General features: G+C 41.3%; 10 protein-coding genes and 1 pseudogene. 10 read left to right on the forward strand and 1 reads right to left on the reverse strand.

Annotated elements, in window-relative coordinates; all coding sequences use genetic code 11:
• Positions 1–77 precede the first annotated feature (77 nt).
• The 8 genes and pseudogenes from rpsG (at position 78) to PSI06_RS03860 (ending at position 11,324) form a co-directional block, all read left to right on the forward strand.
• A complete protein-coding gene (rpsG, locus tag PSI06_RS03825) occupies positions 78–548 on the forward strand; it encodes a 30S ribosomal protein S7 (protein WP_004588211.1) in 471 nt (156 codons plus the stop codon).
• Between the two features lie 27 nt (positions 549–575).
• On the forward strand, positions 576–2,690 hold the full coding sequence (gene fusA, locus PSI06_RS03830) for an elongation factor G (RefSeq protein WP_273603004.1): 2,115 nt from the start codon (positions 576–578) through the stop codon (positions 2,688–2,690).
• A 62-nt stretch (positions 2,691–2,752) separates the two neighbouring features.
• A complete protein-coding gene (gene tuf / locus PSI06_RS03835; protein WP_004589660.1) occupies positions 2,753–3,937 on the forward strand; it encodes an elongation factor Tu in 1,185 nt (394 codons plus the stop codon).
• A 398-nt stretch (positions 3,938–4,335) separates the two neighbouring features.
• Entirely contained in the window at positions 4,336–5,133 is a 798-nt protein-coding gene (locus tag PSI06_RS03840) for a VOC family protein (RefSeq protein WP_273603005.1), read from the forward strand.
• Between the two features lie 118 nt (positions 5,134–5,251).
• Positions 5,252–5,617, forward strand: coding sequence for a hypothetical protein (locus PSI06_RS03845; RefSeq protein ID WP_029774302.1), 366 nt, complete (start codon positions 5,252–5,254; stop codon positions 5,615–5,617).
• On the forward strand, positions 5,614–7,947 hold the full coding sequence (locus PSI06_RS03850; protein ID WP_273603006.1) for a fatty acid cis/trans isomerase: 2,334 nt from the start codon (positions 5,614–5,616) through the stop codon (positions 7,945–7,947). The genes PSI06_RS03845 and PSI06_RS03850 overlap by 4 nt, the downstream gene beginning before the upstream one ends.
• Before the next feature lie 158 nt (positions 7,948–8,105).
• Positions 8,106–9,834, forward strand: a pseudogene (locus PSI06_RS03855) (response regulator).
• Between the two features lie 77 nt (positions 9,835–9,911).
• Positions 9,912–11,324 carry an ATP-binding cassette domain-containing protein gene (locus tag PSI06_RS03860; protein WP_273603007.1) on the forward strand — a complete coding sequence of 471 codons (1,413 nt, stop codon included), beginning with the start codon at positions 9,912–9,914 and terminating at the stop codon, positions 11,322–11,324.
• A 36-nt stretch (positions 11,325–11,360) separates the two neighbouring features.
• Here PSI06_RS03860 and PSI06_RS03865 read toward each other — a convergent pair whose 3' ends face one another.
• Positions 11,361–12,239, reverse strand: a complete 879-nt coding sequence (locus tag PSI06_RS03865; protein WP_273603008.1) for a TraB/GumN family protein — start codon at positions 12,237–12,239, stop codon at positions 11,361–11,363.
• Between the two features lie 866 nt (positions 12,240–13,105).
• Here PSI06_RS03865 and ilvG point away from each other — a divergent pair.
• Complete coding sequence (gene ilvG, locus PSI06_RS03870) at positions 13,106–14,755, forward strand: acetolactate synthase 2 catalytic subunit (RefSeq protein WP_004589294.1); 1,650 nt, start codon at positions 13,106–13,108, stop codon at positions 14,753–14,755.
• Positions 14,752–14,994 (forward strand): acetolactate synthase 2 small subunit, encoded by a 243-nt coding sequence (gene ilvM, locus PSI06_RS03875; RefSeq protein WP_004589295.1) that lies wholly within the window; start codon positions 14,752–14,754, stop codon positions 14,992–14,994. The genes ilvG and ilvM overlap by 4 nt, the downstream gene beginning before the upstream one ends.
• The last annotated feature ends 19 nt before the right edge of the window (positions 14,995–15,013 follow it).

A 15,013-nucleotide genomic window follows, 5' to 3' on the forward strand; every position in this document is an offset into this window, starting at 1 on the left:
CAAGCACTAAATATTATTAATTATTGTTTTGGGTGATTGTTCCAAAAGGACAAACCTGAATAAACCGGAGATACAAAATGCCTAGAAGACGCGTAATAGGTCAACGTAAAATTCTTCCAGATCCTAAGTTCGGATCGGAACTTCTTGCTAAATTCGTTAACATCGTAATGTTAGACGGCAAGAAATCTACTGCTGAAAAAATTGTTTATGGTGCGCTAGACGTGGCTGCTGAGAAATCAGGCAAGTCGCACCTAGAAATCTTTGAATCTGCACTTGATAACATCCGTCCACAGGTAGAGGTTAAATCTCGCCGTGTTGGTGGTTCAACTTATCAAGTTCCAGTTGAAGTACGTCCAGTACGTCGCAACGCATTAGGTATGCGTTGGTTAGTAGACGCTGCACGTAAGCGTGGCGAAAAATCTATGGGCTTACGTTTAGCTCAAGAAATCGTTGACGCTGCTGACAACAAAGGCACTGCGGTTAAGAAACGTGAAGACGTTCACCGTATGGCTGAAGCGAATAAAGCATTCGCACATTACCGTTGGTAATCTGTCCTTAACCTTTAAGAGGATCATATGGCACGTACAACTCCACTTGAGCGCTACCGTAATATCGGCATAGTAGCTCACGTAGATGCAGGCAAAACCACCACAACAGAACGTGTTCTGTTCTACACAGGTCTTTCTCATAAGATCGGTGAAGTACATGATGGCGCCGCAACTATGGATTGGATGGAGCAGGAACAAGAGCGTGGTATCACAATCACTTCTGCTGCAACAACGTGTTTCTGGAAAGGGATGGACGCGCAATTTGACGACCATCGTATCAATATTATTGATACTCCAGGACACGTAGATTTCACTATCGAAGTAGAGCGTTCTTTACGTGTACTTGATGGTGCGGTAGTTGTTCTTTGTGCTTCATCAGGTGTACAGCCGCAAACTGAGACAGTTTGGCGCCAAGCGAACAAATACGAAGTTCCAAGAATGATCTTCGTAAATAAAATGGATCGCACAGGCGCTGACTTCTTAACGGTTGTTGACCAGGTGAAATCTCGTCTTGGAGCAACGCCTGTTCCAATCCAGTTGCCAATTGGCGCTGAAGACGAGTTTAAAGGTGTTATTGACCTTATAAAAATGAAAGCCATTAACTGGAACGAAGCGGACCAGGGTATGACTTTCTCTTATGAGGCAATACCGGCAGAACTTCAAGAGCTCGCTCAAGAATGGCACTCTCATTTAGTTGAAAGTGCAGCTGAAGCCTCTGAAGAACTAATGGATAAGTACTTAGAAGGTGAAGAGTTAAGTGAAGCAGAGATTAAATCTGCCTTACGTCAACGCACATTAGCGAACGAAATTGTTCCCATTACGTGTGGTAGTGCATTTAAAAACAAAGGCGTTCAAGCTGTGCTTGATGGCGTTGTTGAATACATGCCTGCACCAACACAAGTGAAACAAATCCAAGGTATCCTAGAAAATGGAACTGAGGAAGAACGTCCAGCTGATGATAAAGCGCCGTTTGCTGCACTTGCATTTAAAATTGCAACAGACCCGTTTGTTGGCACTTTAACCTTTTTCCGTGTTTACTCTGGTACTGTTAAACAGGGTGACGCGGTTTATAACCCAGTTAAAAGTAAGCGTGAGCGATTTGGTCGTATCGTACAGATGCATTCAAACTCACGTGAAGAGATCAAAGAAGTTTACGCAGGCGATATTGCGGCAGCTATTGGTCTTAAAGACGTAACAACAGGTGAGACACTGTGTGATCCGAACTCTATCATTACGCTAGAGCGTATGGAGTTCCCAGAGCCAGTTATCTCTGTTGCGGTTGAGCCTCGCACAATCGCTGACCAAGATAAGATGGGTATTGCACTAGGTAAACTAGCTGCTGAAGACCCTTCTTTTCGTGTACAAACTGACGAAGAATCAGGCCAGACTATAATCTCTGGTATGGGTGAACTTCACCTTGATATCATTGTCGACCGTATGAAACGTGAATTCAGTGTTGAATGTAACGTTGGTAAGCCGCAGGTTGCATACCGAGAAGCTATTCGTTCAACTGTTGAAGTTGAAGGGAAGTTTGTACGTCAATCAGGTGGTCGTGGTCAATATGGTCACGTCTGGGTTAAACTTGAACCGATGGATATTTCGGATGATGAAGCACCAATTTATGAGTTCGTTAACGAAACTGTAGGTGGTTCGGTTCCTAAAGAATTTATCCCTGCGGTAGATAAAGGTATCCAAGAGCAAATGTCTCAAGGTGTACTGGCAGGCTACCCATTACTTGGCGTTAAAGCGACTTTATATGATGGTTCATTCCATGATGTAGACTCGAATGAGATGGCATTTAAAATTGCAGGTTCAATGGCAATGAAAGCTGGGGCGCTTAAAGCTGACCCTGTACTTTTAGAGCCAATGATGAAGGTTGAAGTAATCACTCCTGACTCAAACATGGGTGATGTAGTTGGCGACTTAAACCGTCGTCGCGGCATAATCGAAGGCATGGAAGATGCAATAGGTGGACTTAAGCAAGTTAATGCTCAGGTTCCTCTTTCTGAAATGTTTGGTTATGCAACTGCTTTACGATCTGCAACACAGGGCCGTGCTTCTTACTCTATGGAGTTTTTGAAGTACGCTGAAGCCTCTAAAAATGTTGCAGATACAATAATTTCAGCTCGCGCTGTTATATGATTTTAGCTTGTCTGGCTCAATAGTGAGTCAGGCTTTAATTTCTTAATTAGGAATTTTTTAAGATGGCAAAAGAAAAGTTTGAACGCGTAAAACCGCACGTAAACGTTGGTACAATCGGCCACGTTGACCACGGTAAAACTACACTAACTGCAGCAATCACTAACGTACTTGCAAAAGTATACGGCGGTGTTGCTAAAGATTTCGCATCAATCGATAACGCTCCAGAAGAGCGCGAGCGTGGTATCACAATCTCAACTTCTCACGTTGAGTACGATACACCAACTCGTCACTACGCACACGTAGATTGTCCTGGACACGCCGATTATGTTAAAAACATGATCACTGGTGCTGCTCAAATGGACGGCGCTATCTTAGTAGTAGCTGCGACTGACGGCCCCATGCCACAAACGCGTGAGCACATCCTACTTTCTCGTCAGGTTGGCGTACCTTACATCGTTGTATTCATGAACAAATGTGACATGGTTGACGACGAAGAGCTACTTGAGCTAGTAGAAATGGAAGTTCGTGAACTTCTTTCTGAGTACGACTTCCCAGGTGATGACTTACCACTAATTCAAGGTTCTGCTCTTAAAGCACTTGAAGGCGAAAAGCAGTGGGAAGACAAGATCGTTGAGCTTGCAGAAGCACTAGATTCTTACATCCCAGAGCCAGAGCGTGACATCGATAAGCCATTCATCATGCCTATCGAAGACGTTTTCTCAATCCAAGGCCGTGGTACAGTAGTAACTGGTCGTGTTGAAGCTGGTATCATCAACGTGAACGACGAAGTTGAAATCGTTGGTATTAAAGAGACTACTAAGTCTACTTGTACTGGTGTTGAAATGTTCCGTAAGCTTCTTGACGAAGGTCGTGCTGGTGAGAACATTGGTGCACTTTTACGTGGTACTAAGCGTGAAGACGTTGAACGTGGTCAAGTACTAGCTAAGCCTGGTTCAATCAACCCACACACTACATTCACTTCAGAAGTATACGTACTTTCTAAAGATGAAGGTGGTCGTCATACACCTTTCTTCAAAGGTTACCGTCCACAGTTCTACTTCCGTACAACTGACGTAACAGGTGACGTACAGTTACCAGAAGGCGTAGAAATGGTAATGCCTGGTGATAACGTTAAGATGACAGTAACTCTAATCGCGCCAATCGCGATGGACGAAGGTCTTCGTTTCGCTATCCGTGAAGGTGGCCGTACTGTAGGTGCTGGTGTTGTAGCAACTATCGTAGAGTAATAGTTAACGTTTAAGTTAATTAATACTATAAAAACCCGAGCTTAGCCTCGGGTTTTTTAATGCCTGAAATTTACGTCATGTGAAGGTGGCGCTATTACCTTTAGGCGTAGGTGCTATGTAGCAACGTTCAATGAGTAATAATTAGCCTAGCTAATTAATACTAAAAAGAGGTCACTTCGGTGGCCTTTTTTATTGCCTGAAGAAAAGTGATTAGTTTTTAGCTATCAGCTTTTAGCTGCTTGGCGTTAATGTAAATCATGTTGTTTGGGTTGGCTTTACAAAGCCCGAGTAGAAGTGGTCACTGGTGTGTAAGGGGTTTATTGAGTGAATAACTATCGACACTTACAGGGTATTAGCCTAAGCTAAAAATGGCTTAAATTTACAACAGGAAATGGGCGATGAATAATAAAAATAATTATCCGCAAGGTATATTTTGCTGGGCTGAACTGTGTACTCATTATTGGCAAGACGGGAAAGCTTTTTATACCTCGTTGTTTGAATGGGGAGATGACGATCAGCCCATTGGCGATGATGAGTATTACACTATGCTACAAAAGCAAGGTGACGATATTGCTGCCATGTATCAAATGCCTAAAGAGCAAGTGGCCTCTACGCCTAGCTACTGGCTTACCTATATTGCCGTAGATGATGTTGATGCATGTGCAATTAAGGCGCAAGAACTCGGTGCGCAAATTATAGCAGGCCCTCATAATGTTATGGATGCAGGGCGTATGTTAATGCTTAAAGACCCAGCGGGTGCTACGGTGGCGTTGTGGCAAGGTAAAGAGCATATAGGATGTAAGCGTCCTTGTGAGCTCAACACGCCTTATTGGCATGAAATGGCAACGCGCGATAGTGAAACAAGCCGTCATTTTTACTGTGAACTACTGGGGTGGAAAAGTGAAACAAAGCCTATGGAAGGTATGGATTACATCTTGTTTTTAGTTGCAGGTAAGCCGGTAGCAGGCATGCTACAAATGACTGATGAGTGGCCACAAGACGTACCTCCCCATTGGATGATTTACTTCGCCGTGGATAACTGCGATAGCTATGTAAAAAAAGCGGCGACTCTTGGAGGGCAAGTATGTGTACCTGCCACAGATATTCCTGATGTAGGGCGTTTTAGTGTTATTTGCGACCCTCAAGGGGCTGTATTTTCTATTATTGAATCGGCAATGGATGATATTAAAGCTTAGTTTTTAACAGGGCTTAGGGCTAAATTTTAGACTTTAGTGTGGTTATTTAGGCGCAGTAATTATGTGCTTTTTTGCTATAATGGCGGGTAATTACACCGTCAGTCAGCAAGAGAGCACAATGGAATTTGAACAAGATAGTAAATTAACCTTACCGTTATTTATTTTAAATGAGTCGCTTAGTGAGCGAGATGTAGAAAAGCCCGATTTAGACATTTCATTTGCTCTTGATGATGAGCTACTGACGCAGATATGCCAAAACCCAGCACCCGATAGCAGTATCGCTATTAGTTTAAAAGAGTATGAGCTTGCGCCGCATAGCAGCGAATTTAATGCGTTGTTAAACCAAGAGCACGATGCACAAATAACGCTGACCCACGGCCCACTGTTAAGTGTGGTGTTAAATACCCACGACAACCAGACTTTTGTCTCTCCACAAATGGATATGATGCCAACCTTCGACCTGGGTGATGAGGATGAAGAATGAAAAAAATTCTGATCAGTACATTCGTCCTTATTATCCTCAGCGGGTGTGCTTATTTAGGCAATGCTCACTACAACGACTTATTTGGTGATGAACAAACGCAGCAGCGTATAGTGCCGCATGATACAGGTGCTGGTGCCGAGTTTTTGCAAGAAGTAAAACCTGTGCTAGATACACGCTGTGTAGTATGCCATGGCTGTTATGATGCGCCTTGTCAGCTAAAGCTTTCTTCCCCTGAAGGGATAGATAGAGGGCTAAGCAAAGAGCTTGTTTATGATGGTACACGGCTATTAGCCACTACACCAAGCCGGTTATTATTTGATGCAACCAGCACTGAGCAATGGCGTAAAAAGGGCTTTACTCCGGTACTTAACGAACGTGACCAAAACCCAGAAGCAAACCTTGCCGGTGGGGTGTTATTTAATTCATTAGTGCTTAAGCAAAGTGCACCCTTACCAGAGAATGAAATTCTTGATGACGAATTTGACTTTTCACTTAGCCGCTCTCAAACATGCGCCACTATGGGAGAATTCGATCGTTTAGCTGCAGAGCAGCCTCATGGCGGTATGCCTTACGGTTTACCGGGCGTGTCTAGCCAGGAATTTTATCATTTACAAAAGTGGCTTAAAGACGGTGGAAAAATGGCGCATATTAAACCGCCCACCAAAGCCGAGCTAACAAACGTTAAAAACTGGGAAGCGTTTTTAAATCAAGACAGCTTAAAATACCAATTAGCCGCACGTTATATTTACGAGCATTGGTTTTTAGCCCATATTTATTTTGGTTCTGATAAACCACAGAGCTTTTTTAAACTGGTTCGTTCAAGTACGCCGCCAGGCGAAGAAATTAAGTTAATTAATACGCGCCGACCATACGATGACCCTAAAGTAAGCCGTGTGTATTACCGTTTACTACAGGACCGCTCAACTGTTTTATCAAAAACACATTTACCGCTAAAGCTTGATGATGCAAAGCTTGCACGTATTTATGAGCAATTTATAGCTCCCGATTATACGGTTAATAAAATGCCAAGTTATAAGAGCGAGGCGGCATCTAATCCTTTTAAAACGTTTGAAGTAATTCCTATTAATTCTAAGTATCAATTTATGCTTGATGAAGCTGAGCTAATTATTATGGGCTTTATTAAGGGCCCTGTATGCCGCGGCCAAATTGCACTTAATGTGATTAACGATCATTTTTGGGTTGCCTTTGCAGACCCTGAAAAAGTCGCGACTCCAGCAGTGGAAGATATGTTGCTTCAGCACGAAGAAGCCCTTGAATTACCTGCAGCAGAAGAAAGCAATGCATTGCCTATCTCTAGCTGGGTTAAATACTCAGTGCGTGAGAAAAAATACTTACAAGCCAAAGTTGAGCTGGCTAACGAGATGTTTAAAAACGGAGAGCATTTAACCACCGACCTATTGTGGAAAGGTGAAGGCCATAACAAAAATGCAGCGCTTACAATATTTCGCCATTTTGATAGTGCCACGGTAGTGAAAGGCTTTATTGGTCAAGAGCCCAAAACTATGTGGGTATTAGATTACGCGCTATTTGAGCGTATTCATTACTTACTTGTTGCAGGCTTTGATGTATACGGAAATATCGGCCACCAATTAGTGACCCGCCTATACATGGACTTTTTACGTTTAGAGGGTGAGCAAAACTTTTTGGCGTTATTACCTGAAACGAAGCGCCATCAAATTAAAAAAAGCTGGTATAGAAAGTCTCCGCCAAGCTTATCTAAGTTTTTTAAAAACAACCGAGAGTTTAGCCAACCTAGCGGTATTGAATATAAAACGAATGATCCACAACACGAGCTGTACGGGCTAATTAAGCAAACTTTAGCGCCAGTACTGAGTGAGCACTACGACTACACAAAAGTACCCACGCCATTAAATGCACTAAACAATATGCCAGCTAAAGCTATAAATTTATTACCGCAGTTATCGTATATTTTGGTTAAGCAAGACGATGCTTCACATAAAGCTTATACGCTTATTCATCACAACGCGCATTACAATATTTCCAGCTTATTAAATGAAGATGGGCAGCGCGCTTATGATGAAGATACCGCCACCCTAGTGCCAGGCTTTATTGGTGATTACCCTGCGGCTATTTGGTACTTAAATGATCAAAATGAAGTGGGTGAGTTTGCACAGCTATTACCTATGATGCAAATTGAAGCAGATTATGCTGCATTAAAAGTAAAATTTGGTATTCGTCGCTCACATCCAGAGTTTTGGAAATACAGCGACATAATGCACCAAGTAGCTAAAGAGTATCGTGGCGTTGAATTTGGTATGTTTGACTACAACCGATTAGAAAATCGCTAACTGGTAATTACAAAAGTGTCGCAAGTATTGCCCTTTTTGCCTCACACTTAATACATTTAGCCCAGTCATGTTACTGGGCTTTTTATTTATATAATTACTAAAGCTGATGTTGAGTTTTCTATATATAGGCTACACTTAAAATAAAAAAGCGGCCTTGTATGTTTAAAATTATTGCCAATGTAAGACAGCGTTACCGATGGGCGCTTATTGCTATTGCTCTGTTAATAAGTGGCTCAGCATTGTTGCTGCAGTATGGCTTTTCTGTACAAAAGTACGATGCTAAAATTATTAATATGGCAGGTAAGCAGCGCATGCTCTCGCAAAAAATTGCTTGGCATAGCAATGCACTTCTTTCATCACGAATCGATGTTGCTACCCATACCAATTCCCTCGAACACTCTCTCGCACAATTTAAAACAGCTCATGAGGTATTTATTACTTACTAAGCAAGGTAGTAGTTACCGTTATTTAACGCCAGAATTAGTAAAGTTATACTTTGCTGAGCCAGCTAATCTAGATAGCGAAGTGAATGAATTTATTGCCCAAGCTAGTTGGCTGCTGTACCAAAAAGGCGAGGTAGACACACAGGTGCTCAACGTAGCACATGTAGAAAACCTGCTAGCTAAGCTTGACCGCGCGGTTACTTTATTTGAGCAACATGCAGTGAAAAAAGTTAACCGCGTGTCTAATTTAGAATTGCTGTGCTGGTTAGTCGCCATGGTGTTATTGCTCGTTGAGCTAAAATTTGTGTTTATGCCGATGGAAAAAGAGGTGGAACGCACCTTAACAGCACTTCAAAAACAAAAGGACTTTGTAGCGCAAATGAGTCAAAACAAAGAGCACTTCATTGCCAGAGCAAGCCACGAATTTAGAACACCGTTACAGGGATTAATTACGTCGATTGATGAGCTAACCATCGATTCTGAGCAGCAAAATATTAAAACGCAAGCAAGCTACTGCGCCCTTAGACTTCTATCTATGCTTGATGAGCTACAAGACCTACAAGCACTAAGCACAGGAAAGTGGGCGCCAACTCTTAAAAACGAAAACCTTTTAGAATCCATAAACAAAGTGGTGTTGGCGTATGAGTATGCAGCGCAGCAAAAAGGGCTAACATTAATCACTCATTTTGATGAGTCCCTTAATTGTTTTTGTAAGTTAGATCATCAGCGCTTACAGCATGTATTAACCGAGCTAATTAGCAATGCAATAAAGTTTACAGACAAGGGCGAGGTTGAAGTTGCTGCAAACATGCAAAACTCGCAATTACAATTAACCGTTAATGATAGTGGGTGTGGTTTTTCTAGCGAAATAATAGAACTAGAGTTTGACTCATTTAAACAAACTAACCACTTTCAAGGCCTAAGAACGGGATTAACACGGGCGCAGTATGTTGTTAAAGCGCTGCATGGTTCGCTTTCATTTAAAAACAACGCAGCGAGTGGCGCTCATGTTACGCTTAACTTGCCGATTGAAATTACTAACCAGCAAACAGAAAGAGAAGTCGAAAAAAAGCTTTTTTGCCTTGTGGTTGAAGACAATGAATTAAACACCTTGTTACTCACACGTATTTTGGCAACGTTAGGTGTGGACTATGAATACGTTGTAAATGGCCTAGAAGCCTGCGAAAAGGTAGGTAAGGCTGACTATGATGTGGTGTTTATGGATTTAAACATGCCGGTCATGGATGGCTTTGAAGCGACTAAAAAAATACGCAAAGAGCTAAATAAAACCATGCCCATAATCGTTGTTACAGCAAATACCTCAGCCGAAGACATGGACTTAATTTATGAATATGGCGCGAGTGAGCATATTCATAAACCCATAAGTAAGCAGGCAGTGGCTGATGCATTAGTAAATGTGTGCATAGCTAATGAAATAAATTAATACGCAATTAAATACGCTTGCTAAAGCAATTTACTATAAGTTAAGTTGTTTATTTAGCTTATGGTGAAGGCAGTATTGTGCAAAGTATTGTATTTGAACAATTTAGTGGTTATTTAAAAGGGCAAGGTAAAAGCCGTTTCACAATTAATGACTTAAGTTGGCAAGTGAATGCTGGTGAGCACTGGCTATTATTAGGCGCTAATGGCGCAGGTAAATCGGCATTGAGCGCCGCATTAACGGGTGAAGCTAAGCAGCAAAGTGGTACTTTTAAAAGTACCTTTAATAGCACGCAGCTTGTGTCATCTGATGTGCAAAAGCAGTTAATCAAAAATGAAATTGAGCATGAACATCACAGCTTAGTAAAAGATTTTATCTTCCCTCAAAATAGTAGCTACAACCATGAGTTACGTACAAAACTAATAGATGTCTTTAATTACAGCGCCCTTTTAGATAGGCATTTTAGAGATCTCTCTACCGGCGAAACCCGTAAACTCCTACTTATAAATGCGCTAAGTAGTCATGCTGATTTAGTGGTACTAGATGAGCCATATGATGGCTTAGATAAACATTCGAGTGAGGTGCTAAACACTTTATTAGAAACACTTAGCTCAACAATTAACTTTGTGTTTGTGTTAAATAGGCTTGATGAAATCCCGCCGTTTATTACTCATTACGCTTATGTAAATCAGGGGCAATTGCAGCATGTACTTAATAATCCAAACGCAGAGCAGCGTGCTGACTTGCTTAAACTACTGCATTTAACCCATACCGCTTTAGAAATACCTCAACCGGATGACTCCCAAGACCGTGCAGAGTATACCGCCGATACATTGGTTAAGCTTAGTAATACGAAGGTTAGCTACGCTGGGGTTAATGTATTTAAAAATCTCAATTGGCAAATTAATAAACATCAACACTGGCAATTGAGTGGTAAAAATGGCTCAGGTAAAACCTGCTTATTAAATTTAATAACTGGCGATAACCCTCAATGCTACAGCAATGATATTCAGGTATTTGGTTTTAAGCGCGGAAGTGGTGAAAGTATTTGGGATATAAAACAGCATATTGGCTATATATCAAATGCACTGCATATGGATTATCGAGTAAGTATATCGGCATTGAATACAGTTATTTCAGGGTTTTACGACAGCATTGGCTTATATCAAAAGCCAACAGAGTCACAGGTAAATACAGCTAAGCAATGGTTAGCGCTGATTGGGTTAAGCGATAAACAAAATAGCTCATTTACGCAACTTTCATACGGCGATCAGCGCATGCTATTAATAGTACGTGCTATGGTAAAACACCCCACGTTACTTATTTTAGATGAACCTTGTTTGGGGCTTGATGAAGCAAATAGACAGCGAGTACTAATATTAATAGAGAAAATTTGTGCCGCAAATACCAGCACCGTTATTTATGTAAATCACCATGCGGCAGACAAAATTAAAGGGATTGAGCATTATTTAAAAATGGAAGATTTTAATTAAAGGCTGGGCTGAATATGCCCAACCTTTAACGCCACGTTATAGGCGAGTAATGGTAAAGCCTGCATCAGTTAACTGTTTAATTAAACCATGCTGCTCTGGTAAGTGCAGCGCGCCTACAGCAATAAATAGCTTTTCGTTAGTTAAGCGAGGCACTAATTGCTCCACCCATTTATTATTACGATTAACTAGCATAACTTGCTCGCTTATTTCACCGTAGTTACTCTCGTCAAAACTCATGTTGTAGTATTCAGTCAGCGTATCCATATCACCATTTTTCCAGGCGTTTACTAACTTAATAAAATAAGTATTAATATCGGCAAGCTGTTCAAACGTTTCTTCAATCATTTCATTACTGAGCAAAGCCATGCCATCAAACATTTGTAGTTGCTGCTCTAGCGTTTCTAACTCTCCAATCGTGATATTTTGCTTTTTAGCGTAAGCAAGTACTTGCTTGTCTATGCCTGTTTGGTCAGAAAACCCTGCATTTTGAAATTCAATCTGCATCATGGTTACCATTACAGCCCAAGGTTTGAGGCCATTAAACATAGCTATATCAATCGATTTTTTAGCAAAGTAGTCTTTAAGCTTATTGTAGTTTTGTTTTGAGAGTTCTGTTTGTAATGTTTTGCCATCTTTAAGCATCATAAAGGGCATTGAACGCTGCTGCATTTGCAAAGGCGTGAGTTTACTAATATCTACTTCAACAACAACTTGCTCGCTTTGATCTATAGCCTTAGTTACTTTTTCTGGTAAGCCTTTCATGCTGGCGTCGCCTACGTGAACTGTGCCAAACAAGTAAGAGCTAGTACCGTTTTTTTCTACTTTAAATAATGCCGGTGCTGCGACACTATTAAAACTAGTTGCTATAAAAAGTGCCAATGTAAAAAGCTGACTAATTCGAGTGAGGGCTTGCATGGTTTGTCCTTAAATCTAATTGAGTTGCCTAAATACTAGCTTAAATTAAAGCGCTTTAATAAACCTATTTGGTTATATTAAACACTTTTAAATGCGCTTATGAGTTTAGTTGCACTAGGGCACCTTATTTAAATAGGGTGAATGTAATTGAGTGGTGCGTAATAGGGCTTGCGGAGTAAACCTGCCTAATTAGCAAAGTTTTAAGTTATTTACCGTGCTGCGCTGTTATTTGTACTACAATGTATCAAAAATTAATCAAGCCCTATATGGCTATTATGTGGCTAGTGAATTTACTTGATGCAAATTAAGGTATAGATTTTTCATTTAAGCCTTTTTTTGTAAATTTAAAATCCGTTTGAAGTCGCTTTTTGCTCTTTTGTTGAATTAAGTTTGGTGTTGACTTACTCGCCTCAGCGCGGTACAAATACATATACAGAGCGAAGAGTATTACTTCGTAACAAATGAACACATTTTGGTATTAATTACATGCTTACAAATGCACTTAACCTAGTCCTGATTATTATCGTGGTGATTATTCCCGCGAGGGCTTCGTAGTGCTATAAACTTAAGCATTAAAAAGCCCTCCGCACCTAACCGTTCGGAGGGCTTTTTAGTTTTAAGCACAAAGTTTTAAAAATTTTATACCAATTCGCTTAATTAAGTGATCTATTTTGAGGATAGATAAACGTGTTGATAGCTAGGCAAAAAATTCGCTATTTAGTTGTTCTAAATGAGAATTTTTTAACGCAGATAGCGACACTTTTAGCCCCCTAAAAATAATTAAGTATTATTGCGGATTGGTATTAGCTATAAGTTTTTTAAGTAAGTATGTAATTGGGTTGTCACTGAGGAATGAGGATTAATTAATGACTGGCGCAGAACTAACAATCGATTTATTAGCCAAGCACGGCGTAAATGAAGTATTTGGCTACCCTGGCGGAGCTATTATGCCCATTTACGATGCGCTGTATGGCGCGCCTGTAAAGCATTACCTTACTCGCCACGAGCAAGGTGCTGGCTTTGCCGCAGTGGGTTATGCTCGCAGCACAGGCAAATTAGGCGTTTGTTTTGCTACCTCAGGCCCTGGCGCTACTAACTTAATAACAGCTCTTGCCGATGCAATGATGGACTCAGTGCCATTATTAGCAATTACAGGCCAAGTACCTACTGCCGCTATTGGCTCAGATGCATTTCAAGAAGTCGATGTACTAGGTATGTCACTGTCGTGTACTAAACATAGCTACATGGTAGAGCGCCCAGAAGACTTAGCTGAAATATTACAAGAAGCCATGCATTTAGCTCAAAGTGGTCGCCCAGGCCCAGTGCTTGTAGATATTCCAAAAGATATTCAAATGGCGCAAGTGCCTTTTAAACCTTGGTTAGCTGCTGATGAATATTTACCACAGCTTGATTTAAACCAAGTGGCCATTGCAAACCAGTTATTAACTGAAGCAAAGCAGCCTGTAGCGTATGTAGGTGGTGGCGTGCAAGCCGCCGATGCGCAAAATGAGTTAATGCAGTTTTTAAACAAAACACAAATGCCAGCGGTATCAACATTAAAAGCGCTAGGCAGTGTATTACCTGATTACGAGCACTACTTAGGAATGTTAGGTATGCACGGCACACAAGCGGCTAACATAGCAGTACAAGAGTGTGATGTACTTGTATGTATAGGCGCGCGCTTTGATGACCGCGTAACGGGCAACTTAGCCAAATTTGCAGCTAAAGCAAAAGTCATTCACTTAGACATTGATGCGGCCGAAGTAGGTAAACGCAAACCCGCTAAAGCGTCCTTAATTGCTGATCTAAAAACCTCATTACCCGCACTTGAGTGTGTTGTAACACCTAAAGCATGGTGCGATACAAATAAGCTCATGAGCGAAAAACACGCATGGCGTTACGACTACCCAGGCGAAAAAGTATTTGCCCCGTATTTATTGAACCAGTTAAGCCAGCGTATGCCAAAAACAGGCGTAGTGTGCTGCGATGTAGGCCAGCACCAAATGTGGGTGGCGCAACATATGAAATTTAACCACCCAAGTAATCACTTAAGTAGTGGTGGCGCAGGCACTATGGGCTTTGGTTTACCAGCGGCTATTGGCGCGCAAGTAGCACGCCCAGACGATTTTGTAATAACGGTGTCGGGTGATGGCTCAATCATGATGAACATTCAAGAGCTTGCCACTATACGTCGTAACAATTTACCAGTAAAAATACTAATATTAGATAACCAACGCTTAGGTATGGTTCGTCAATGGCAGGAACTGTTTTTTGAAGGGCGTTACTCTGAAACCAATCTTTCAGATAACCCTGACTTTGTTCAGTTAGCGGCGGTATTTGGTATTCCTGGGCAAACTATTACTAAAGCCAACGAAGTAGACGATGCAATCACTGCACTGGTAAACAGCGAAGGGCCTTATATTTTACATGCCTGTATAGATGATAAAGAAAACGTATGGCCGCTTGTACCACCAGGGGCTGCAAATGACGAAATGATTACGGAGAAAGCACAATGAAACACAGCTTAACTATTGCATTGAAAAACCAAAGTATTGCGGTGGAGCGCTTTTTACGTGTTGTGCGTCACCGTGGTTTTGACCTTACGCATTTTCAGCTTAATACCGATGAAGCCCAATATACGATAGCAATGACGGTCGATAGCGATAAGCCTATTCATCTATTAACCAGCCAGCTAAATAAGTTGGTGGACGTGAAAGAAATCAGCTTAGAAAATTTACAGCAACAAGCAGTGTAACTGCTAACGAAACACATTT

This window comes from Pseudoalteromonas sp. GABNS16E (assembly GCF_028598715.1).
GTDB classification, from domain to species: Bacteria; Pseudomonadota; Gammaproteobacteria; order Enterobacterales; family Alteromonadaceae; genus Pseudoalteromonas; species Pseudoalteromonas atlantica.